Below are 21400 nucleotides of genomic sequence, written 5' to 3'. Positions count from 1 at the left end.
CACCGGCACCAGCACCAGCACCGACTGCGGCGCGGTGAGCGAGGAGCCGTCGCCCGGAACCACTCCGTACGAGAGCACCGGCACGGCCCCGGTCGGGACGCCGTGGGTCAGTCGCCCAGGACCCGCCGCAGGTAGGGGTTCTGGAACAGCCGGTCCGGATCCAGCCGGTCCCTCAGTGCCGTGAACTCGCCGAACCTCGGGTACGCCTCGGCGAAGTACCCGGCGTCCCGTGTGTGGATCTTGCCCCAGTGCGGCCGCCCGGCGTGCGCGGTCATGATCCGCTCGACCGCGGTGAAGTAGGAGCGGTACGGCGTTCCCCGGTACATGTGGACGGCGACATACGCGCTCTCGCGGCCCGACGCCGTCGACAGCGTGATGTCGTCGGCCGGGGCGGTGCGCACCTCCACGGGGAAACCGATCCGCAGCGGCGAGCGGTCCACCATGGCCCGGACCTCGCGCAGCGCGTCGACCACCGCCTCACGCGGCAGCGCGTATTCCATCTCCACGAAGCGCACCCGGCGCGGAGATGTGAAGACCTTGTAGGGGACGTCCGTGTACGTGCGGGCGGACAGGGCCTGGCTGGAGAGGCGGGCGATGGCCGGGACGGCCACGGGGAAGGTGCGGCCAAGTGAACAGGCCACCTGGAAAGCACCGTTGGACAGCAGTTCGTCGTCGATCCAGCCGCGCACGGCACCGGTCGGTGCGGCGGGGCCCGCACTGCGGTTGTTGCGCTTGGTGTTGCAGTTGCCGGTGTGCGGGAACCAGTAGAACTCGAAGTGCTCGTTCTCCGCGTGCAGGGCGTCGAAGTCGGCGAGCACCCGGTCGAGGGGCATCGGCTCCTCACGGGCCGTCAGCAGGAAGAGTGGTTCCACGGCGAACGTGATCGCGGTGACGACACCGAGCGCGCCGAGCCCGATCCGGGCCGCCGCGAAGAGGTCCGGATCCTCCTTCTCGGAGCACGTGCGCACCCTGCCGTCCGCCGCCACCAGCTCAAGGCCCCTGATCTGCGCGGCTATCGAGGCAGAGTCGCGGCCGGTGCCGTGGGTGCCGGTCGACGTGGCGCCCGCGACGGTCTGCTCCATGATGTCGCCCATGTTGCTGAGCGACAGGCCCTCGCGCGCCAGCGCCGCGTTCAGCCGCTTGAGCGGAGTGCCCGACTCCACGGTCACCGTCATCTCCGACCGGTCGATGCGCCGGATCCCTGTCATCAGGTCGGGGCGGATCAGCAGCCCGTCGGTCGCGGCGATCGCGGTGAACGAGTGGCCGCTGCCCACGGTCTTGACCCGCAGCCCGTCCTCGGCCGCCCGGCGCACCGCGTCGGCCAGTTCCTCGACCGAGGCCGGCCGGGCCTCGCGCTGCGGCACCGAAGCAACGGTTCCCGCCCAGTTACGCCACGTGCTCCCCACGCTCTTCCGCCTGTTGCGAGTCCCGCTCACGCTGCCCCTCCCGCGTCGGCACCGGCCTGCGCAGCCGGCGGTACCCCAGGAACGCCACCACGGCCGCGAGCACTCCGGCAACGCCGGGCACCCCGTACCCCGCGGCGGCCCCGTGCGCGTCGACCACCCAGCCGGCGGCCGACGAACCGAGTGCCACACCGACAGCGAGCCCCGTACCGGTCCAGGACATGCCCTCGGTCAGCTTGCTGCGCGGTACGTGCGCTTCGACAAGGGCCATGGTCGTCACCATGGTCGGCGCGATGGCAAGACCCGCGACAAAGAGCGCCACGGCCAGGAACGGCAGGCTCCCGGCCAGTTGGAGGGGGATCATACTCACGGCCATCGCACACACGCCGAGCACCCACCTCCGCGACGGCTCGCCCTTCAGGTGCAGCAGGCCGAAGACGGCGCCGGCGAGGCAGGAGCCGAGGGCGTAGACCGCCAGCACCAGGCTGGCGGCGGCCTTGTGCCCCTCCTCCTCGGCGAACGCCACGGTCACCACGTCCACCGCGCCGAAGATCGCACCCGTGGCGACGAACGCGGCGACCAGTACCTGCAGTCCGGGGGAGCGCAGTGCGCTGCCGCCGGTGTGCTGCTCGACGGGATGCGGTTTCGGCTCGGTGGCGCGCTGGGCGGTGAGCCACCAGACGCCGACGAGCAGGAAGAGCGCTGCCAGCAGCGGACCCGCCTCCGGGAACCACACCGTCGACAGACCGATCGAGACGATCGGCCCGAAGATGAAGCAGATCTCGTCGATGATCGACTCCAGCGAGTACGCGGTGTGCAACTCGCGCGCCGAGCCCTGATAGATCTGCGCCCAGCGAGCCCGCGTCATGGCCCCGACGCTCGGCACACAGCCCGCGACGGCCGAGAACACGAACAGCGTCCAGTCCGGCAGGCCCTGCTGCGCGCAGATCAGCAACCCGGCGACGGCGGCCACGGCGACCAGGGTGGCCGGACGCAGCACCCGGCGCTGGCCGTGCCGGTCGACGAGCCGAGAGATCTGGGGCCCGAGCACGGCAGCGGACATGGCGAGCGCGGCCGAGAGCGCGCCGGCCAGCCCGTAGCGGCCGGTGATCTGCGAGATCATCGTGACGATGCCGATGCCCATCATGGACAGCGGCATCCGCCCGATGAAGCCGGCGGTGGAGAACACCAGAGTGCCGGGGGCGGCGAAGACCGCGCGGTAGGGGCTGGGCAAGGAGCACTCCCGGTAAGGCGTATGGGCAGCCTTCACAGATTACGGGTCAGCGGGGGCTGGCGCATCGCTGTTTTCCCCCACGCGGTGCCGGGGGTCTCCCCGCCCGGGGCACGGGGAGGGTGGCAGGATCGATCCCATGTCCGATCTGCGTGATCCAGCTCCCTACGACGCCCTTCTGCTGCTCTCCTTCGGCGGCCCCGAAGGCCCGGACGACGTGGTCCCGTTCCTGGAGAACGTCACCCGCGGCCGGGGCATCCCCAAGGAACGGCTCAAGGAGGTGGGTCAGCACTACTTCCTGTTCGGCGGCGTCAGCCCCATCAACGACCAGAACCGCGCCCTGCTCGACGCCCTGCGCAAGGACTTCGCCGAGCACGACCTCGACCTGCCGGTGTACTGGGGCAACCGCAACTGGGCGCCGTACCTCACCGACACCCTGCGCGAGATGACGGCCGCCGGCCACCGCCGGATCGCGGTGCTCACCACCAGCGCGTACGCCTCGTACTCGGGCTGCCGCCAGTACCGCGAGAACCTGGCCGACGCCCTGGACGCGCTGCGGGCCGAGGGCCTGGACGTGCCCCGCGTGGACAAGCTGCGCCACTACTTCAACCACCCGGGCTTCGTCCGTCCCATGATCGAGGGTGTCCTCGCCTCGCTGGCCGACCTGCCCGAGGAGGCCCGCTCCGGCGCCCACCTCGCCTTCACCACCCACTCCATTCCCACGTCCGCCGCCGACACCTCCGGCCCCGAGCCGGAACACGGCGACGGCGGCGCCTATGTGAGCCAGCACCTGGACGTCGCAGCCCTGATCGCCGGCGCCGTACGGGAGGAGACGGGCATCGACCACCCCTGGCAGCTCGTCTACCAGTCCCGCAGCGGCGCCCCACACATCCCGTGGCTGGAGCCGGACATCTGCGACCACCTCGAGGCGCTGCACGCCTCCGGCGCGCCCGCAGCCGTGATGGTCCCCATCGGCTTCGTCTCCGATCACATGGAGGTCCTCTACGACCTCGACACCGAGGCCACCGCCAAGGCCGCCGAGCTGGGGCTGCCCGTACGCCGGTCCGCCACCGTGGGCGCCGACCCGCGGTTCGCCGCCGCCGTACGCGACCTGGTGCTGGAGCGCGCCGCGACCGAACGCGGCATCGCCGCGGAGCGCTGCGCCCTCGGGGCGCTCGGCGCGAGCCACGACCTCTGCCCGGTCGGCTGCTGCCCGGCGCGGGCGCCGAAGCCCGCGGCCGCAGGCGCCGACAGCCCCTACGCGTGAAGGAGACCGCTGTGACCGACCCCCTGACGTCCGAACTGCTCACCCTCGCCCTCGAAGCCGCCGGCCGGGCGGGTGCGCTGCTGCGCGACGGCAGGCCGGACGACCTGGCGGTCGCCCGGACCAAGTCCAGCCCCATCGACGTGGTCACCGAGATGGACATCGCGGCGGAGAAGCTGATCACCGGCTATCTGACGGAGCACCGCCCCGACGACGGCTTCCTCGGCGAGGAGGGCGCGTCCAGCACCGGCACCAGCGGTGTGCGCTGGGTGATCGACCCGCTCGACGGCACCGTCAACTACCTTTACGGGCTCCCCACCTGGGCCGTGTCCATCGCCGCCGAGCTGGACGGCGAGACGGTCGTGGGGGTCGTGGCGGCGCCGATGCGCGGCGAGACGTTCCGGGCGGTCCTGGGGGACGGAGCGTACTTGGGCGAGCGGCGGCTGCGCTGCCGCCCGGCCCCGCCGCTGGACCAGGCGCTGGTCTCCACGGGGTTCAACTACGTCCACACGGTCCGCTCGCACCAGGCGCAGGTGGCGCAGCAGCTGATCCCACGGCTGCGTGACATCCGCCGCAGCGGCTCGGCGGCCATCGACCTGTGCGACGTGGCCGCCGGCCGCCTCGACGGGTACTACGAGCGCGGACTGAGTCCCTGGGACCTTGCGGCGGGCGACCTGATCGCCCGCGAGGCGGGCGCGCGGACGGGCGGCCGCCCCGGCGAACGGCCCTCCGGCGATCTGACGGTCGCGGCCGGCCCTGGCGTCTTCGAACCGCTGCAGACCCTCCTGGAGGACCTGGGCGCCTGGCACGACTGAGCTTTGCGTGGCTGTGGTCTCTCCGCCGGCTCCGCCAGGGGAACCAGGTTCAGCGTCGAGGTCGTCCTGCTCGATCCTCCCCGGGCCGCGTCCCGCGTTCCTCGTGAGCGCTGCCCGCTGGTGGGGTGCCCCGGTTCACTCGCCCATGCGCCGAGCAACAAAAACCAGAACCCCGGCGCCGTCCCGCGGTGCCGGGGTTCTCGGCTGCCCAGCGGGTCAGAGCCGGACAACCATTGGTGCTCTCGGAGTGGTGCTACGCCGCGCTGACCTCGACACCGTGCTCGGCGGCGAGCCGGCGCAGGTCGTCCAGCTCAGCCTGCTCGACGTCGGCGAGGAACTCGTCGCCCGTCTCGCGAGCCATCGTCAGGTCGGTCTCCGCAGCCTTTATGCGCTGCAGAAGTCCCGCGGTGAAAGCGTCCATGATGCGCCCCCTCGGCTAGGTCGGTGGCACGGGGGTGTGCCTGGGGTCCCCCTCGACAGGGCGAGGGGCGGGTGATCAACCCTGGAACAGGTCGTGCTGCGCCACATACAAGGCGTGATCGTGGGTGTGCAGACGTCTTCCCCACGCGTTCCCTCAGGGAAACCTCAGCTGTCGCGGGAATCGCGTCATTTCCCGATGCTCTTGCAACGGAATCCGCCTTACAGCCGGTTTACGCGCGTAACGGGCAGGATGGACGCGCACAGCCAGTGCAAAGCCTGCCCGTCGCCGGACGGGCCCGGAGGAAGGAACAGCGACGTGCGCGTACTCGTCGTCGAGGACGAGCAGCTGCTCGCCGATGCGGTGGCCACCGGACTGCGCCGGGAGGCCATGGCAGTCGACGTCGTGTACGACGGCGCGGCGGCCCTGGAGCGCATCGAGGTCAACGACTACGACGTGGTCGTCCTCGACCGTGACCTCCCGCTCGTGCACGGCGACGACGTCTGCCGCAAGATCGTGGAGCTGGGCATGCCGACCCGGGTGCTGATGCTCACCGCGTCGGGGGACGTAAGCGACCGTGTGGAGGGCCTTGAGCTGGGCGCCGACGACTATCTGCCCAAGCCGTTCGCGTTCACCGAGCTCACCGCCCGTGTCCGGGCGCTGGGCCGGCGGACGACCGTGCCGCTGCCTCCGGTGCTGGAGCGGGCCGGGATCAAGCTCGACCCGAACCGCCGGGAGGTGTTCCGCGACGGCAAGGAGATCCAGCTCGCGCCCAAGGAGTTCGCCGTTCTGGAGGTGCTGATGCGCAGTGAAGGCGCGGTGGTCTCGGCCGAGCAGCTGCTGGAGAAGGCCTGGGACGAGAACACCGACCCGTTCACCAACGTCGTGCGCGTCACCGTGATGACCCTGCGCCGCAAGCTCGGCGAGCCGCCGGTGATCGTCACGGTGCCCGGCTCCGGCTATCGGATCTGATCCGCATGGCCTCCGTCCCCGCGCCCCCCGAGGCGCCGCCGAAACCGACCTGGGATCCCAGGGAGCCGGTGCGCCCGTGGCTGCGCCCGACCATCCGGATACGGCTCACGCTGCTGTACGGCGGGATGTTCCTGATCGCGGGCATCCTGCTGCTGTCGATCATCTATCTCTTCACCGCGCAGGCGCTTCACGACGGGAGCGGTCTTCCGTTCAAGCTCCTGCCGGAGAGCAAGATCCAGCTCACGGACAACTCCTGCGAGGCGCTGACCACGGGCCTGTCGGCCGACGAGGCCAACGCGGCACTGAAGTCGTGCTTCGCGCACCAGCGCGAGCTGGCCCTGGACGACCTGCTGCGCCGCTCGCTGTTCGCCCTGCTCGGGCTGAGCATCATCGCCTTCGCCTTCGGCTACGCCATGGCGGGGCGGGTCCTGTCGCCGCTCGGCCGCATCACCCGCACCGCCCGCCAGGTCGCCGGCTCGGACCTGACCCGCCGGATCGAGCTGGACGGCCCCGACGACGAGCTGAAGGAGCTCGCCGACACCTTCGACGAGATGCTGGACCGCCTGGAGCGGGCCTTCACCGCCCAGCAGCGGTTCGTCGCGAACGCTTCGCACGAGCTGCGCACCCCGCTGGTGATCAACCGCACGCTGCTGGAGGTCCACCTCTCGGACCCGGGCGCGCCCGTGGAGCTCCAGCAGCTCGGCAAGACGCTGCTGGCCACCAACGAGCGCAGCGAGCAGCTCGTGGAGGGCCTGCTGCTGCTGGCCCGCAGCGACAACCAGATCATCGAGCGCAAGCCGGTCGACCTCGCCGAGGTCGCCGCCCGCGCCATCGACCAGGTGCGCGCCGAGGCCGACGTACAGGGCGTGGAGATCCGCGGGGAGCGCGCACCCGCCGTCGTGCAGGGCAACGGCGTGCTGCTGGAGCGGATCGCGCTGAACCTCGTACAGAACGCCGTGCGCTACAACGTGGGGGACGGCGGCTGGGTGGAGGTCTCCACCGAGGTGCAGGGCAACCAGGCCGTCCTGGTCGTGTCGAACACGGGACCAGTGGTTCCCGCGTACGAGATCGACAACCTCTTCGAGCCGTTCAGGAGGCTGCGGCAGGAGCGGACAGGCAGCGACAAGGGCGTCGGTCTCGGGCTCTCCATCGCCCGGTCGGTCGCCCGGGCCCACGGTGGCCGTATCATCGCGGAGCCCCGAGAGGGCGGAGGGCTTGTGATGCACGTCACCCTGCCGGTCTGACATGCTGATGGGCGTTCGCTTTAAGCGGAATTTTCTGGACCCGTTCCCGAGATTCCCCTGTGCGATCGATCACAGAGGCGAATTGCAGGCCATATACTCTCCGTGATCGAACATTCTGCCGGAAAGTCGGTAAAAGCCCGAGTTTCCGGGGGGTGGCATTACGGGAAGTACACGGGGTGGTGCTTGTGAAGCGCGCCCTTCGGACCGTGTACGGTCCCCATCGCCGTCCAACCCGATCACTCTTGAGGGATCCGGTTGGGTGTCGATTGAGTAACAGACCTTGATGTGAGGCAAAATCTCCGCCTCAGGTCGGGCACAAGTCCGGCCTCTCACGCGTTACGTGCGCTGGAGACACCGCAGACACCCAGAGGGGGAGAGCGACATGGCAACGGATTACGACACCCCACGCAAGACCGACGACGACGTCGATTCGGACAGCCTTGAAGAACTGAAGGCCCGGCGGAACGACAAGTCCACCTCCACCGTCGACGTCGACGAGTTCGACGCCGCGGAGGGCATGGAGCTCCCCGGAGCAGACCTGTCCAACGAGGAGCTGGCCGTTCGCGTCCTGCCGAAGCAGGCCGACGAGTTCACCTGCATGAGCTGCTTCCTCGTGCACCACCGCAGCCAGCTGGCTCGAGAGAAGAACGGCCAGCCGATCTGCCGCGACTGCGACTGAGGGCAGGCCGCCAGTGGCAGGCGAGACACCGTCCAGGAAGCGGCGTTTCCGGCGTCAGAAGCCGTCGGAGGCGCACCAGGGCGGATCCGGCCCGGCATCGGACGCGCAGGCGTCCGCCGAGCCTGATGCCGCTCTGCTGCCGCACGGCGCACGTGACGACAGCGAGCGAGGTCGGCCGGCCTCGCTCGAAGCAGCGGGCCAGGCGGGGCCCCCGACCAGGGCCCGGCGCCTGGCCGCGTTGCGTCACGGCGTCGTACAGGGAGGTGCGGGCGCCAGGGTCTCGCTGGTGAAGACCGGGCATGGCGTACGGAACGGGCTCGTCAGGACCCGCCAGGCAGCCAAGGCCGCCCTGGCCCACCTCGCCGACCGCTTCATCGACAACGCGCCCCGCGTGCCGGTGCGCGACCTGGCGACGCTGCGCAGCCAGTTCCCCGGGCTCGGCCCCGAGCAGCTCGCCGACAAGCTCGTGGCGGGCGCGGCGAACGCCACGTCCACCGTCGGCGCCGGTATCGGCGCCGCCGCGATGATGCCCGTTCCGCTGGCCATGCCGACCGAGCTGGCCGCGGAGGTCCTGGGCGTCGGTGCGATCGAGCTCAAGCTCGTCGCCGAGCTCTACGAGGTCTACGGACAGCGACCGCCCGGCAACCTCAAGGACCGCAGCACCGCGTATCTGAACGCCTGGTCGTTGGAGCGCGGGATCGATGTGACCAAGCCCTCGACGTACAACGCGTCAATGGGCGGTCAGCTCAAGCGCCAGCTGCGCCAGCAGATCATGAAGCGCATGGTGCGCAACCTGCCGAACCTCATGCCGTTCATGGTCGGCGCCGCCGTCGGCGCGGTGATGAATCGCCGCGACACCAGGAAGCTCGCAGACCACATCCGCAAGGACCTGCGCACCAGGCAGGTGCCCTGGGAAGCCCTCCCGCAGCTGCCGCCGCTCGAGCAGCCGAAGGATCCGCTGCCCGGAGAGATCCTGGGCGAGCCCCGCCGTCTCCCGCCCGGCACGGAACACTGAGCGCGGATTCGGGCCGCGCTCCGGCCACGGGGTGAGCGCAGTCCCGCCCCGCCCGCTGTGGAAGAACCGCTGGGGCGGTTCGGTCGCGACCGGCCTTTCACACGGTGGAGCAGCTCGGCCGCGACCGGCACGGAAGGCCGCTCGGGCAGCTCGGCCGGACTGGCCCTTCACACCGTTGAGCAGTTCGGCCCGGCCCCCGTGGCAGCCTGCCCGCGACCGGTGCGTCAGACCGCTGAGCGTCAAGGACGCGGCCGCCGCGGCCGGCACGTCAGACCGGAGGTGTCCCCAGCTTGACCGCGTCGGCGAGCACGGCGCCTGAGTTGCTGACCGCTGAGCGTCAAGGACGCGACCGCCGCGGCCGCCGCGCCCCCCGCGGGAAGCCGCGGGGCAGCCCCGAGCGGGCTCAGGCTGTCTGGACGGCCGTCAGCGCAGCCACCAGCTCCTGCGGGTGCCGCGTCGACAGATAGACGTACGGCGTCGGGTCCGCCGGGTCCGTGACCTCGATCCGCACCGCCGTCGGCACATAGCTGCGCAGCAGCATGAACGCACGCGGATCCGCCTTGTGCGACCGCCAGGCGCGCGCCTCCTCGGGGTCGAGCACCTCGGGAGTGCCGAGCGCCGACGCGGGGATGCGGGCGTCGCCCGCGACCAGCGAACCGGCCACCACGCGGATGCGTGCCGAGCCGTACGAGCTGACCAGGGCCCCCGCCAGCGCCGTGGCCCCGATCAGCCCGCCGAGCATCGGCAGCGTGCCCAGGGGCAGCGTGACCAGCGCGCCGGAGATGCCGACGAGAGCGGTGACGAGCCACCATGAACGGGGCGCGGTCAGGCGTTCTGAGTACCGGGGGGCGGAAGGCTGCATGAATCCAAGCTTGGCACGGCGCGACCGGCTCGTATCCGCGCGGGTAAGGTCTGCGCCTGTGAGTAACGCGAATCCCCAGACGGCGATGCCCGGGCCCTCGGTCGGCCCCGCGGCGCTGACCCCGCCGTCCGACGCCAGGGCACCGGTCCGGCACCCTGATGCCCCGGCCCCCGGAGAGCTCCTCGGCGCGCACTACGGCCACTGCTTCGGCTGCGGCGACGCACAGCCGCACGGACTGCACCTGGCCGCCCGCGCCCAGGAGGGCGTCCGCGTCACCGCCGAGTTCACGGTCAAGCCCGCCCATCAGGGCGCGCCGGGTCTGGCCCACGGCGGGGTCCTGGCCACTGCCCTGGACGAGACGCTGGGCTCCCTGAACTGGCTGCTGCGGGTGATCGCCGTGACCGGCAAGCTGGAGACCGACTTCGTGCGCCCCGTGCCCGTCGGCACCGTGCTGCACCTCGACGCCGAGGTCACCGCAGTGGCCGGACGCAAGATCTACTCGCGTGCCGTCGGCCGGATCGGCGGTCCGGACGGACCGGTGGCCGTCCGGGCCGGCGCGCTGTTCATCGAGGTCAAGGTCGACCACTTCATCGACAACGGCCGTGCCGAGGAGATCCGGGCAGCCATGGCCGATCCCGACCAGATCAGGCGCGCCCGCGCCTTCGAGGTGAACCCCTGATGCGTGAACCCGTCGACGTACTGATCCGCCGCGTGGACCCCGAGGTCCCGCTCCCGGCGTACGGGCACCCCGGCGACGCCGGTGCCGATCTCGTGACCTGCGAGGCCGCCGAACTCGCGCCCGGCGAACGCGCGGTCCTGCGCACCGGGGTGTCGATCGCCCTGCCCGACGGGTACGCGGCCTTCGTGCATCCGCGCTCCGGTCTCGCAGCCCGCTGCGGGGTGGCCCTCGTGAATGCCCCAGGGACGGTCGATGCCGGGTACCGTGGGGAGATCAAGGTGATCGTGGTCAATCTCGACCCACGCGAGAGCGTGCGGTTCGAACGGTTCGACCGGATCGCCCAACTGGTCGTCCAGCAGGTCGAGAAGGTGCGCTTCCATGAGGTCGCGGAGCTTCCCGGCTCGGCGCGGGCCGAGGGGGGCTTCGGCTCCACCGGCGGTCATGCCGCCGTGGACGGCACCACGGGTGGGAATCGATACGCTTCGGTCGTATCCGACCGGGAAGGACAGTGACGTGTTCGGACGTCGCAAGAAGAGTGGTTCCGCCGGTGACACGGCGGCGGGCGAGGCCGAGCGAGTCGCCGACCTGTCGGACGAGCTCGACACCGACACCGAGGAGGGCGCGCCCCGCCGGGTGAACCTCCCGCCGGCGCCCCGGCCCGACGGCCCCTGGGACGTCTCCGAGGTCTCCAGGCCCGCCGACGGCCGCGTCGACCTGGGCGGACTTTTCGTGCCCGGGGTCGAGGGCATGGAGCTGCGCGTCGAGGTCGCCGGTGACGCGATCGTCGCCGCCACGGTGGTGCTGCGCGACAGCGCCATCCAGCTGCAGGCCTTCGCAGCGCCCAAGAAGGAAGGCATCTGGGGCGAGGTCCGCGAGGAGATCGCCTCCGGCATCACTCAGCAGGGCGGTGTCATCGACGAGGTCGAGGGTCCGCTCGGCTGGGAGCTGCGGGCCCAGGTACCCGTGCAGCTGCCCGACGGCACGGGCGGCGTGCAGCTGGTGCGCTTCGTCGGCGTCGACGGCCCCCGCTGGTTCCTGCGCGGTGTGATCTCCGGGCAGGGCGCGGTGCAGCCGCAGGCCGCCGGCCTGCTGGAGCAGATCTTCCGGGACACCGTCGTCGTGCGCGGCGACGGCCCGATGGCGCCTCGCGACCCGATCGTCCTCAAGCTGCCGGACGACGCCCAGATGGTGCCCGAGGGCGTCCAGCAGGAGGAGCAGGAGGGATCCCGTTTCTCCGGAGGCATGGGTCAGCTCCAGCGCGGGCCGGAGATCACCGAGGTCCGCTGACTCGACGGTACGGCGTCTGGGCCGCGGCTCCCTCGTGGGCCGCGGCCCACGCGCCTCCCGCCCACGCCGCCATGTCCGTTGCCCCTGTGCGCCTTTCGCGCACGGCCGTTGCCCGCATGGGCCCTGCACATACTGTGGCGCGGGCGATCATGACGTACGGGGGAATGCATGACCGAGAGCAGCAGCGCGCGCGCCGCCACGGCCGTCGCCGGCGACCGGGCCGGCGTACCGATGGTGCGGGTGGAGTGCACCGTTCGTACGGCATCGGGGCCGCGGCCGTGTACGCCCTGCGCGGAGTCTCCTGCGAGATGGCCCCCGGGAACTCGTCGCGCTCAACGGCCGTTCGGGCTCCGGCGAGACCACGCTCCTCAACCTCGTCGGCGGACTGGACTCCCCGGACGAGCACCGCATCACCGCCGACGGCGTCGACCTGAAGGGCCTCGGCGAGAACGGGCTGCTGGAGCTGCGCCGCGACCGCATCGGCTCCATCTTCCAGTCCTTCGGCCTGATCCCGGTCCTGAGCGCCGCCGAGAACGTGGGCATGCCCCTGCGGCTGCGCAAGGCGGACCCGCGCGAGCGTGAGGAACGAGTGCGGCTGATGCTCGTCCTCGTCGGGCTGACCGACCACGCGGCCCAGCGCCCCGGCGAACTCTCCGGCGGGCGGCAGCAGCGCGTCGCCGTCGCGAGGGCGCTCGCCAACCGCCCCGCCTGCTCATCGCCGACGAACCGACGGCCAGCTCGACGCCGAGACCGGTCCGTCGGTCATGGAGCTCCTGCGCGCCGTCGTACGCAGTGAGGGAGTCAGCGCCCTGGTGGCCCCGCACGACGCCCAGCTGCTCGACCTGGCGGACCGCGTGCTCGAACTGCGCGTCGGCGAGATCGTCGAACACTGACACAGCCGGGGCGCGCCGCCCGAGGGCCGGTCCGACCGCCGCCGCCCGGCCCTTCTCAGGGGCCTCGGGCACATCAGAATCGCGTCAATACACACCGTCGAGTCCCTCGCCGTCCCTGTCACCCCCTCGGTCCGACGTAAGGTCGACGCTGCGCGGCGCAGCGGCCGCAGCCGCCGACCGACGCGGCACGAGAAGACAATGGGGCCATGGAACGCGGCAAGCTTCGGATCTATCTGGGTGCGGCACCCGGAGTCGGCAAGACGTACGCGATGCTCTCCGAGGCGCACCGCCGCGTGGAACGCGGCACGGACTGCGTCGTCGCGTTCGTGGAGCACCACGGCCGGCCGCGCACCGAGGCGCTGCTGCACGGACTGCCGCAGGTCCCCTGCCGCGAGATCACCCACCGCGGCGCCGTCTTCGCGGAGATGGACGTCGACGCGGTGCTGGAGCGCCGCCCCGCGGTGGCGCTCGTAGACGAGCTGGCCCACAGCAATGTGCCCGGCTCACGCAACGCCAAGCGGTGGCAGGACGTCGAGGAGCTGCTCGCCGCCGGCGTGGACGTCATATCCACCGTCAACATCCAGCACCTCGAATCACTCGGGGACGTCGTCGGCTCGATCACCGGGGTGCGGCAGCGGGAGACGGTCCCCGACGAGGTGGTCCGAAGGGCCGACCAGATCGAACTCGTCGACATGGCACCTCAGGCCCTGCGCCGCAGGATGGCGCACGGCAACGTCTACCAGCCCGACCGCGTGGACGCCGCGCTGTCCAACTACTTCCGCCCCGGCAACCTCACAGCGCTGCGCGAGCTGGCCCTGCTCTGGCTGGCGGACCGGGTGGACGAGTACCTCCAGCAGTACCGGGGCGAGCACAACATCCGCTCCACCTGGCAGGCACGTGAGCGCATCGTCGTCGGCCTCACCGGCGGACCCGAGGGCCGCACCCTCATCCGGCGGGCGTCCCGGATGGCGGCCAAGGGCTCGGGCAGCGAGATCCTCGCCGTCTACATCGCCCGCAGCGACGGGCTGACCTCCGCGTCCCCCAAAGAACTCGCGGTCCAGCGCACCCTCGTCGAGGACCTCGGCGGCAGCTTCCACCATGTGATCGGCGACGACGTGCCCTCCGCTCTCCTGGAGTTCGCGCGCGGGGTCAACGCCACCCAGATCGTCCTCGGCTCCAGCCGCCGCAAGTCCTGGCAGTACCTCTTCGGGCCCGGCGTCGGTGCCACCGTGGCCCGCGACTCAAGGCCCGACCTGGACGTCCACATCGTCACGCACGAGGAGGTGGGCAAGGGACGCGGGCTGCCCGGCAGCCGCGGTGCCCGGCTCGGCCGCTCCCGGGTCGTGGCGGGCTGGGCGGTCGGTGTCGTGGGGCCCTTGCTGCTCTCCCTGCTGCTGACCAGCCTGGAGAACGGTCCCGGCCTCGCCAACGACGTCCTGCTGTTCCTCTTCCTGACGGTCACGGCGGCCCTCATCGGCGGACTGCTGCCCGCACTCACCTCAGCCGCCGTCGGATCGCTGCTGCTCAACTACTACTTCACCCCGCCCACCCACACCCTCGACATCGCCGAGCCGCAGAACCTCGTCGCCATGGTGATCTTCTTCGCGGTGGCCGTGGCGGTCGCCTCCGTGGTGGACATCGCCGCCCGCCGCACCCACCAGGCCGCCCGCCTGCGAGCCGAGTCGGAGATCCTGTCCTTCCTCGCGGGCAGCGTGCTGCGCGGCGAAACGGCGCTCGACGCGCTCCTGGAACGGGTCCGCGAGACGTTCGTGATGGACTCCGTGGCACTCCTGGAGCGCACCAGCGACGTCGAACCCTGGACGTGCACGGCGAGTGCCGGCCCGGCTCCTGCCGTCCGCCCCGAAGACGCGGACGTGGACATGCCGGTCGGGGACCACATGGCGATGGCCCTCTCCGGCCGCGTGCTCCCGGCCGAGGACCGCCGGGTGCTCGCCGCCTTCGCCACCCAGGCCGCGGTCGTCCTGGACCGGAAGCGTCTGGTGGGGGAGGCGGAGGCGGCCCGGGCACTCGCCGAGGGCAACCGCATCCGCACCGCTCTGCTCGCCGCTGTCAGCCATGATCTGCGCACCCCGCTCGCGGGGATCAAGGCCGCGGTCTCCTCGCTCAGGTCCGACGACGTCGCCTGGTCCAAGGACGACGAGGCCGAACTGCTCGCCGGTATCGAGGACGGCGCGGACCGGCTCGACCACCTGGTGGGCAACCTGCTCGACATGTCGCGTCTGCAGACCGGCACCGTCACCCCGCTGATCCGCGAGACGGGCCTTGACGAGGTGATCCCGCTCGCGCTGGCCGGCGTGCCACAGACGAGTGTGGACCTCGACATCCCCGAGACACTGCCGATGGTGGCCGTCGACCGCGGGCTGCTGGAGCGGGCCGTCGCCAACATCGTCGAGAACGCGGTCAAGTACAGCCCCGCGGGCACTCCCGTCACCGTCGCGGCCAGCACCCTGGGGGAGCGGGTCGAACTGCGGGTCGTGGACCGCGGCACCGGAGTGCCCGACGAGGAGAAGGAACGCATCTTCGAGGCGTTCCAGCGCTACGGTGACGCCCCGCGCGGCGCCGGCGTCGGCCTTGGTCTCGCCGTCGCCCGCGGTTTCGTCGAGGCCATGGGCGGCACCCTCAGCGCCGAGGACACTCCCGGGGGCGGCATGACCATGGCGCTCACGCTGCGCGCCGCGCCAGGCCACAGCCGCGCGGGCACCGCCGAGCTGCCCGCGCAGGTGACGTCATGACGGCGCGCGGCACCCCCGGCTGCGCGCCGCCCCTGACCAGCCCTCAGCCCGCACAGCAGCCCCAGCCCACTTCGGAGAGAGGCGGACCGGCATGACCCGGGTGCTCGTGGTCGACGACGAGCCGCAGATCGTACGCGCCCTCGTGATCAACCTGAAGGCGCGCAAGTACGAGGTGGACTCGGCCGCCGACGGCGCGACCGCGCTCGAGATCGCCGCCGCCCGCCATCCCGATGTCGTCGTCCTCGACCTCGGCCTGCCCGACATGGACGGCGTCGAGGTCATCAAGGGACTCCGCGGCTGGACCAGGGTGCCGATACTGGTGCTCTCCGCCCGCCACTCCTCGGACGAGAAGGTCGAGGCGCTCGACGCCGGCGCCGACGACTACGTCACCAAGCCCTTCGGCATGGACGAACTGCTGGCCCGGCTGCGCGCCGCCGTCCGCAGGGCCGAGCCCGTCCGAAGCGGCGAGGACGACGGGGTCACCGTCGACACCGAGACCTTCACGGTCGACCTCGCGGCGAAGAAGGTGAACCGCGACGGACGCGACGTACGCCTCACGCCCACCGAGTGGCATCTGCTGGAGGTCCTCGTACGCAACACCGGCCGCCTGGTCAGCCAGAAGCAGCTGCTCCAGGAGGTCTGGGGGCCTTCCTACGGCACGGAGACCAACTACCTGCGGGTCTACATGGCCCAGCTGCGCCGCAAACTGGAGGCCGACCCCTCGCACCCGAAGCATTTCGTCACCGAGCCCGGCATGGGGTACCGCTTCGAACGTTGATCCGGTCCCGGTGGGGGCCGGTAGGCTTTCTGTATGAGTGCTCTACCCCGCCCAGGGGGCGCGGCGAAAGACGACAGCGCGTCGAGACCGGTCGGCCGTTTCCGCCGCATGCTCGACCGGCTCTCCAGTTCCCAGCAGGACCTGGAGTCGGAAGAGCTCCAGGAGGACGCCGAGGCGTCGGGGTGCACCCGCATCAGCGACTGCGGCGACCGCCAGATAGTCAGAGTCACTGGTACCTTGCGCACCGTCACCCTTCGTCCGCGGGCCGGTGTGCCCGCGCTGGAGGCGGAGCTCTTCGACGGCACGGCCGCGCTGGACGTGGTGTGGCTCGGCCGCCGCTCCATCGTGGGCATCGAGCCGGGCCGCAGGCTCATAGCCTCCGGCCGGATCTCGATGAGCCACGGCCGCCGGGTGCTGTTCAATCCCAAATACGAACTCCGACCGCTCGGACAGGAGTAGCCGGTGACGTCTGTCGACAAGCCGACCCCCACGACGAACGACCAGCAGCAGGACAGCGAGCAGGGCCCCGCCGACTCGAAGGCGGTCACCGAGGCGGCGCTGTTCGAGGCGTTCGGCGGCATGCGCGGCATGGTGGAGACGGTCCTGCCGGGCCTGCTCTTCGTCACGATCTACACGATCAACAAGGACCTGCACATCTCGGCGATCGCCGCACTCACGGTCTCGCTGGTGCTTGTCGCCGTCAGGCTGATCCGCAAGGACACCGTGAAGCACGCCTTCAGCGGCGTCTTCGGCGTTGCCTTCGGTGTCGTCTTCGCGATGATGACGGGCAACGCGAAGGACTTCTATCTGCCGGGCATGCTCTACACGTTCGGGCTCGCGCTGGCGTACATCGTCACAACGCTGGCGGGCGTGCCCCTGATCGGCCTGATCCTCGGCCCGGTCTTCAAGGAGAACCTCTCCTGGCGCACCCGCAACCCCGGCCGCAAGAAGGCGTACGCGAAGGCCAGCTGGGCCTGGGGCCTGATCCTGCTCGCCAAGTGCGCCATCCTCTTCCCGCTGTACTGGTGGGCGGACACGACCCAGCTGGGCTGGGTCCTGGTCACGCTGAAGATCCCGCCGTTCCTGCTGGCCGTGTACCTGACGTGGCTGTTCCTGGCGAAGGCGCCGCCGCCGATCGACGTCTTCGCGGAGATGGAGGCGGAGGAACGGGCGGAGAAGGCCCGCAAGGAGGCAGCCGCGCACGGCGGCGGCGAGGGATAGCCCGGCGTACGGCCCTGGTGCCATCGCGCAGCGGCCCGGAACCGAGACGGTTCCGGGCCGCTGCCTTGTCCTGTGCGTCAGGACCGCGTATCAGGAGACTGTGCGTGGGGACCGCGCGTCAGGAGCCTGTGCGTCAGGGCCACGGGCACGGGCCTGTGCGGCCTAGCCACGGGCCTGTGCGGCCCAGCCACGGGCCTGGAGCCTGTGCGTCGGCCCGCGCGTCAGGGCCGGCGGACCGAGAGCAGGTCCTCCAACTGCTCCTCACGCGCCTGGGCCGCCACGAACAGCAGCTCGTCGCCCGCCTCCAGCGTCTCCTCCGGGCTCGGGGTGAGGACCCGGGAGCCGCGGATGATCGTCACCAGGGAGGTGTCCTCGGGCCACGCCACATCGCTCACCTGCGTGCCCGCCAGCGCCGACTCCGGGGGCAGCGTCAGTTCGACGAGGTTCGCGTCGCCGTGGCTGAAACGCAGCAGACGCACCAGGTCGCCCACGCTCACCGCCTCCTCCACCAGCGCCGACATCAGGCGCGGGGTGGAGACGGCCACGTCCACGCCCCAGGACTCGTTGAAGAGCCATTCGTTCTTGGGGTTGTTCACGCGGGCGACCACCCGCGGCACCCCGTACTCCGTCTTCGCCAGCAGCGACACGACCAGGTTCACCTTGTCGTCGCCCGTCGCCGCGATCACCACGTTGCAGCGCTGCAGCGCCGCCTCGTCCAGCGAGGTGATCTCGCAGGCGTCAGCCAGCAGCCACTCCGCCTGCGGCACCCGTTCCACCGAGATGGCGGTCGGTGCCTTGTCGACCAGGAGCACCTCGTGCCCGTTCTCCAGCAGCTCACCCGCGATGGAACGGCCCACCGCGCCGGCGCCCGCAATAGCCACCCGCATCAGTGACCGCCCTCCTCAGGACCCTCCGAGAAGGCCGCCTCGACCTTCGCGATCTCGTCCGTACGCATCATCACGTGCACGAGGTCGCCCTCCTGCAGCACGGTCTGCGACGTCGGCAGCACTGCCTCGCCCAGCCGTGTGAGGAAGGCGACGCGCACGCCCGTCTCCTCCTGAAGCCTGCTGACCTTGTGACCGATCCATGCAGGCGACGTGTGGATCTCCGCCAGCTGCACCGCGCCGCTGGGATCGCTCCACAGCGCCTCCGCGCCCGAGGGCAGCAGCCGCCGCAGCATCTGGTCGGCGGTCCAGCGGACCGTCGCGACCGTCGGAATGCCGAGGCGCTGGTAGACCTCCGCGCGGCGCGGGTCGTAGATCCGGGCCGCGACGTTCTCGATGCCGAACATCTCGCGTGCCACCCGCGCCGCGATGATGTTCGAATTGTCGCCGCTGCTCACCGCGGCGAACGCGCCCGCTTCCTCGATCCCCGCCTCGCGCAGGGTGTCCTGATCGAAGCCCACACCGGTGACACGACGGCCACCGAATCCGGATCCCAGGCGGCGGAAGGCCGTGGGGTCCCGGTCGACGACGGCGACCGTGTGCCCCTGCTGCTCCAGGGTCTGCGCGAGGGCGGCTCCCACTCGTCCGCACCCCATGATGACGATGTGCACGACCGTCCTTCCGGCTGAAACTGATCCTGTCCTGCGGTCAAGACCCTCCAGGGTCTCAGACCCCGGCCCTAGCTAAACACGTGCGGTCGCCGCCTTGACCCCGGCGTCACCGGAGACAGGATTGCGTTAAGGCATGGGTGGTGAGTGGGCATGACTGATATCGAACGCTTACGATCCTCACCGTGTCCAAACTGACCGACGTGCCCAAACGGATCCTGATCGGCCGGGCGCTGCGCAGCGACAGGCTGGGAGAGACCCTTCTTCCCAAGCGCATTGCGCTCCCCGTCTTCGCCTCCGACCCGCTCTCCTCAGTGGCGTACGCCCCGGGCGAAGTCCTGCTGGTCCTGTCCCTCGCGGGTGTGTCGGCGTACCACTTCAGCCCTTGGATCGCCGCGGCGGTCGTGGTGCTGATGTTCACGGTCGTCGCCTCCTACCGGCAGAACGTGCACGCGTACCCGAGCGGCGGCGGCGACTACGAGGTCGCCAACACCAACCTCGGCCCGAAAGCCGGCCTCACCGTCGCCAGCGCGCTGCTCGTCGACTACGTCCTGACCGTCGCCGTCTCGATCTCCTCCGGCGTGGAGAACCTCGGCTCGGCCATCCCCTTCGTCGTCGAACACAAGGTGTTCAGCGCCATCGTCATCATCGTGCTGCTGACGTTGATGAACCTGCGCGGTGTCAAGGAGTCGGGCAAGCTCTTCGCCATCCCGACGTACGTCTTCGTCACCGGAGTGTTCGTCATGATCGCCTGGGGGGCGTTCAAGGGCATCGTCCTCGACGAGAGCATGCGCGCTCCGACCGCCGGCTACGAGATCAAGGCAGAACACGAGGGCCTCGCCGGCTTCGCGCTCCTCTTCCTGCTGCTGCGCGCCTTCTCCTCCGGCTGTGCGGCGCTCACCGGCGTCGAGGCGATCAGCAACGGCGTCCCCGCCTTCCGCAAGCCCAAGAGCAGGAACGCCGGGACCACGCTGGCGATGATGGGCGCCCTCGCCGTCACCATGTTCTGCGGCATCATCGGCCTCGCCATGGCCACCGACGTCAAGATGGCCGAGAACCCGGCCAAGGACCTGCTCGCGGGCGGCACACCGGTCGGCTCCGACTACGTCCAGCACCCGGTGATCTCGCAGGTCGCGGCCGCCGTCTTCGGCGACGGCACGTTCTTCTTCGTGCTGCTCGCCGCAGCGACCGCACTCGTGCTGTTCCTCGCCGCCAACACCGCGTACAACGGCTTCCCGCTGCTCGGCTCGATCCTTGCCCAGGACCGCTACCTGCCGCGCCAGCTGCACACTCGCGGCGACCGGCTCGCCTTCTCCAACGGCATCGTGCTGCTGGCCGGAGCCGCCATCCTGCTCGTCTGGGTCTACGGAGCCGACTCCACCAAGCTGATCCAGCTCTACATCGTCGGCGTATTCGTCTCCTTCACGCTCAGTCAGACCGGCATGGTCAGGCACTGGAACCGGCACCTGAGGACCGAGACGAACAAGGCCAAGCGCCGCCACATGATCCGCTCCCGCGCGATCAACACCTTCGGCGCCTTCTTCACCGGCCTCGTGCTCGTGGTCGTCCTCGCCACCAAGTTCACGCACGGCGCCTGGGTCGCCCTGCTCGGCATGGTGATCTTCTACGGAACGATGAGCGCGATCCGCCGGCACTACGACCGGGTCGCCGAGGAGATCGCCGCCCCCGACGAGCCGACCGACGACACCGCGCGCCCCTCTCGCGTGCACTCGATCGTCCTCGTCTCCAAGCTCCACCGCCCGACGCTGCGCGCCCTCGCCTACGCCAAGCTGATGCGCTCCGACAAGCTGGAGGCGCTGAGCATCAACGTCGACCCGGCCGAGACAAAGGCGCTCAAGGCGGAGTGGGAGCGGCGCGGCATCAACGTCCCGCTGAAGATCCTCGACTCCCCGTACCGCGAGGTCACCCGCCCGGTCATCGACTACGTCAAGAGCATCCGGCGCGACAGCCCGCGCGACGCGGTCAGCGTGATCATCCCCGAGTACGTGGTCGGCCACTGGTACGAGCAGCTGCTGCACAACCAGAGCGCCCTGCGCCTCAAGGGCCGGCTGCTGTTCACCCCGGGCGTGATGGTCACCTCGGTGCCGTACCAGCTCCAGTCCTCCGAGGCCGCGAAGAAGCGGGCGAGGAAGCGCCAGGAGTGGAACGCGCCCGGCTCGGTGCGCCGCGGCCCGGTCGACCAGCGCCCCAAGCAGCCGGCGGCCAAGAGCTGAACCGGAGGCGACCGCCCGCATCCTGGCCGGCTTCCCCGACGAGCGCCCCGGTGTGGTCGAGGCGAGCGGCGGCGCCGGGCCCGCGTCGCTGATCGGGCTC

General features: G+C 70.8%; 20 protein-coding genes and 2 pseudogenes. 16 read left to right on the top strand and 6 right to left on the bottom strand.

All coding sequences use genetic code 11. The features are described 5' to 3' along the window. Window positions 1–107: 107 nt before the first annotated feature. A complete protein-coding gene (locus ACH5AF_RS29045) occupies window positions 108–1406 on the bottom strand; it encodes a D-arabinono-1,4-lactone oxidase (protein ID WP_398905641.1) in 1299 nt (432 codons plus the stop codon). Next, window positions 1387–2637, bottom strand: coding sequence for an MFS transporter (locus ACH5AF_RS29040; protein ID WP_398905639.1), 1251 nt, complete (start codon window positions 2635–2637; stop codon window positions 1387–1389). The genes ACH5AF_RS29045 and ACH5AF_RS29040 overlap by 20 nt, the downstream gene beginning before the upstream one ends. Window positions 2638–2773: 136 nt before the next feature. On the opposite strand from ACH5AF_RS29040, the gene ACH5AF_RS29035 reads away from it, so the two are divergent. Then, window positions 2774–3901 (top strand): ferrochelatase, encoded by a 1128-nt coding sequence (locus tag ACH5AF_RS29035; RefSeq protein WP_398905638.1) that lies wholly within the window; start codon window positions 2774–2776, stop codon window positions 3899–3901. Between the two features lie 11 nt (window positions 3902–3912). After that, the gene (locus tag ACH5AF_RS29030) at window positions 3913–4713 is read left to right on the top strand and encodes an inositol monophosphatase family protein (protein ID WP_398905636.1); all 801 of its coding nucleotides are present in this window, start codon (window positions 3913–3915) and stop codon (window positions 4711–4713) included. Between the two features lie 253 nt (window positions 4714–4966). Here the strand turns inward: ACH5AF_RS29030 and ACH5AF_RS29025 are convergent, their stop codons facing one another. Continuing rightward, window positions 4967–5134 carry a hypothetical protein gene (locus ACH5AF_RS29025; RefSeq protein ID WP_398905634.1) on the bottom strand — a complete coding sequence of 56 codons (168 nt, stop codon included), beginning with the start codon at window positions 5132–5134 and terminating at the stop codon, window positions 4967–4969. Window positions 5135–5449: 315 nt separating this feature from the next. Here ACH5AF_RS29025 and ACH5AF_RS29020 point away from each other — a divergent pair, with 315 nt between their 5' ends. The 4 genes from ACH5AF_RS29020 (at window position 5450) to ACH5AF_RS29005 (ending at window position 9041) form a co-directional block, all read left to right on the top strand. Beyond that, a complete protein-coding gene (locus ACH5AF_RS29020) occupies window positions 5450–6103 on the top strand; it encodes a response regulator transcription factor (RefSeq protein ID WP_177151625.1) in 654 nt (217 codons plus the stop codon). 5 nt (window positions 6104–6108) lie between these two features. After that, complete coding sequence (locus ACH5AF_RS29015) at window positions 6109–7347, top strand: sensor histidine kinase (RefSeq protein WP_398905632.1); 1239 nt, start codon at window positions 6109–6111, stop codon at window positions 7345–7347. 382 nt (window positions 7348–7729) lie between these two features. Then, window positions 7730–8026: a DUF4193 domain-containing protein gene (locus ACH5AF_RS29010; protein WP_018848140.1), complete on the top strand. Its 297-nt coding sequence runs from the start codon at window positions 7730–7732 to the stop codon at window positions 8024–8026. A 13-nt stretch (window positions 8027–8039) separates the two neighbouring features. Further along, complete coding sequence (locus tag ACH5AF_RS29005) at window positions 8040–9041, top strand: hypothetical protein (protein ID WP_398905631.1); 1002 nt, start codon at window positions 8040–8042, stop codon at window positions 9039–9041. A gap of 403 nt (window positions 9042–9444) precedes the next feature. Here ACH5AF_RS29005 and ACH5AF_RS29000 read toward each other — a convergent pair whose 3' ends face one another. Beyond that, window positions 9445–9903, bottom strand: a complete 459-nt coding sequence (locus ACH5AF_RS29000; RefSeq protein WP_398905629.1) for a DUF3093 domain-containing protein — start codon at window positions 9901–9903, stop codon at window positions 9445–9447. Between the two features lie 85 nt (window positions 9904–9988). On the opposite strand from ACH5AF_RS29000, the gene ACH5AF_RS28995 reads away from it, so the two are divergent. The 8 genes and pseudogenes from ACH5AF_RS28995 to ACH5AF_RS28960 all read left to right on the top strand — a co-directional run bounded on the left by ACH5AF_RS28995 (window position 9989) and on the right by ACH5AF_RS28960 (window position 17514). Further along, a complete protein-coding gene (locus ACH5AF_RS28995) occupies window positions 9989–10582 on the top strand; it encodes a PaaI family thioesterase (protein ID WP_398905808.1) in 594 nt (197 codons plus the stop codon). After that, window positions 10582–11094: a dUTP diphosphatase gene (gene dut / locus ACH5AF_RS28990; protein WP_398905627.1), complete on the top strand. Its 513-nt coding sequence runs from the start codon at window positions 10582–10584 to the stop codon at window positions 11092–11094. Before ACH5AF_RS28995 ends, dut begins: the two co-directional genes overlap by 1 nt. A gap of 1 nt (window position 11095) precedes the next feature. Further along, entirely contained in the window at window positions 11096–11869 is a 774-nt protein-coding gene (locus ACH5AF_RS28985; protein ID WP_398905625.1) for a DUF3710 domain-containing protein, read from the top strand. Between the two features lie 168 nt (window positions 11870–12037). Next, window positions 12038–12762, top strand: a pseudogene (locus tag ACH5AF_RS28980) (ABC transporter ATP-binding protein). Between the two features lie 206 nt (window positions 12763–12968). Further along, on the top strand, window positions 12969–15515 hold the full coding sequence (locus ACH5AF_RS28975) for an ATP-binding protein (RefSeq protein ID WP_398905622.1): 2547 nt from the start codon (window positions 12969–12971) through the stop codon (window positions 15513–15515). A 91-nt stretch (window positions 15516–15606) separates the two neighbouring features. After that, window positions 15607–16293 (top strand): response regulator, encoded by a 687-nt coding sequence (locus ACH5AF_RS28970; protein WP_398905620.1) that lies wholly within the window; start codon window positions 15607–15609, stop codon window positions 16291–16293. A gap of 33 nt (window positions 16294–16326) precedes the next feature. After that, window positions 16327–16752: an OB-fold nucleic acid binding domain-containing protein gene (locus tag ACH5AF_RS28965; protein ID WP_398905619.1), complete on the top strand. Its 426-nt coding sequence runs from the start codon at window positions 16327–16329 to the stop codon at window positions 16750–16752. A 3-nt stretch (window positions 16753–16755) separates the two neighbouring features. Next, window positions 16756–17514: a DUF3159 domain-containing protein gene (locus ACH5AF_RS28960; RefSeq protein WP_398905617.1), complete on the top strand. Its 759-nt coding sequence runs from the start codon at window positions 16756–16758 to the stop codon at window positions 17512–17514. Window positions 17515–17735: 221 nt separating this feature from the next. On the opposite strand, the gene ACH5AF_RS28955 is transcribed toward ACH5AF_RS28960, so the two are convergent. Together ACH5AF_RS28955 and ACH5AF_RS28950 are read right to left on the bottom strand one after the other, a co-directional pair. After that, window positions 17736–18401 (bottom strand): TrkA family potassium uptake protein, encoded by a 666-nt coding sequence (locus tag ACH5AF_RS28955; protein WP_215176090.1) that lies wholly within the window; start codon window positions 18399–18401, stop codon window positions 17736–17738. Then, complete coding sequence (locus ACH5AF_RS28950) at window positions 18401–19069, bottom strand: potassium channel family protein (RefSeq protein WP_398905615.1); 669 nt, start codon at window positions 19067–19069, stop codon at window positions 18401–18403. Before ACH5AF_RS28950 ends, ACH5AF_RS28955 begins: the two co-directional genes overlap by 1 nt. A 182-nt stretch (window positions 19070–19251) precedes the next feature. On the opposite strand from ACH5AF_RS28950, the gene ACH5AF_RS28945 reads away from it, so the two are divergent. Both ACH5AF_RS28945 and ACH5AF_RS28940 read left to right on the top strand, forming a co-directional pair. After that, window positions 19252–21300 (top strand): APC family permease, encoded by a 2049-nt coding sequence (locus tag ACH5AF_RS28945; protein ID WP_398905613.1) that lies wholly within the window; start codon window positions 19252–19254, stop codon window positions 21298–21300. Between the two features lie 7 nt (window positions 21301–21307). Next, window positions 21308–21400 (top strand): annotated as a pseudogene (locus ACH5AF_RS28940) (NADH-quinone oxidoreductase subunit NuoE); the annotation flags it as partial.

Origin of the sequence: Streptomyces sp. NPDC018833, from assembly GCF_044390825.1 — a bacterium.
Lineage (GTDB): Bacteria > Actinomycetota > Actinomycetes > Streptomycetales > Streptomycetaceae > Streptomyces.
This window is presented reverse-complemented; position numbering and strand designations above follow the sequence as displayed.

What these genes read in the sequence shown, in the direction of transcription:
- ACH5AF_RS28995 (WP_398905808.1), top strand. Translation starts at nt 9,989, where the DNA reads ATGCCCGGGCCCTCGGTCGGCCCCGCGGCGCTGACCCCGCCGTCCGAC.
- ACH5AF_RS29015 (WP_398905632.1), top strand. Translation starts at nt 6,109, where the DNA reads ATGGCCTCCGTCCCCGCGCCCCCCGAGGCGCCGCCGAAACCGACCTGG.
- ACH5AF_RS28970 (WP_398905620.1), top strand. Translation starts at nt 15,607, where the DNA reads ATGACCCGGGTGCTCGTGGTCGACGACGAGCCGCAGATCGTACGCGCC.
- ACH5AF_RS28965 (WP_398905619.1), top strand. Translation starts at nt 16,327, where the DNA reads ATGAGTGCTCTACCCCGCCCAGGGGGCGCGGCGAAAGACGACAGCGCG.
- ACH5AF_RS28975 (WP_398905622.1), top strand. Translation starts at nt 12,969, where the DNA reads ATGGAACGCGGCAAGCTTCGGATCTATCTGGGTGCGGCACCCGGAGTC.
- ACH5AF_RS29000 (WP_398905629.1), bottom strand. Translation starts at nt 9,903, where the DNA reads ATGCAGCCTTCCGCCCCCCGGTACTCAGAACGCCTGACCGCGCCCCGT.
- ACH5AF_RS29035 (WP_398905638.1), top strand. Translation starts at nt 2,774, where the DNA reads ATGTCCGATCTGCGTGATCCAGCTCCCTACGACGCCCTTCTGCTGCTC.
- dut (WP_398905627.1), top strand. Translation starts at nt 10,582, where the DNA reads ATGCGTGAACCCGTCGACGTACTGATCCGCCGCGTGGACCCCGAGGTC.
- ACH5AF_RS29010 (WP_018848140.1), top strand. Translation starts at nt 7,730, where the DNA reads ATGGCAACGGATTACGACACCCCACGCAAGACCGACGACGACGTCGAT.
- ACH5AF_RS29025 (WP_398905634.1), bottom strand. Translation starts at nt 5,134, where the DNA reads ATGGACGCTTTCACCGCGGGACTTCTGCAGCGCATAAAGGCTGCGGAG.
- ACH5AF_RS28955 (WP_215176090.1), bottom strand. Translation starts at nt 18,401, where the DNA reads ATGCGGGTGGCTATTGCGGGCGCCGGCGCGGTGGGCCGTTCCATCGCG.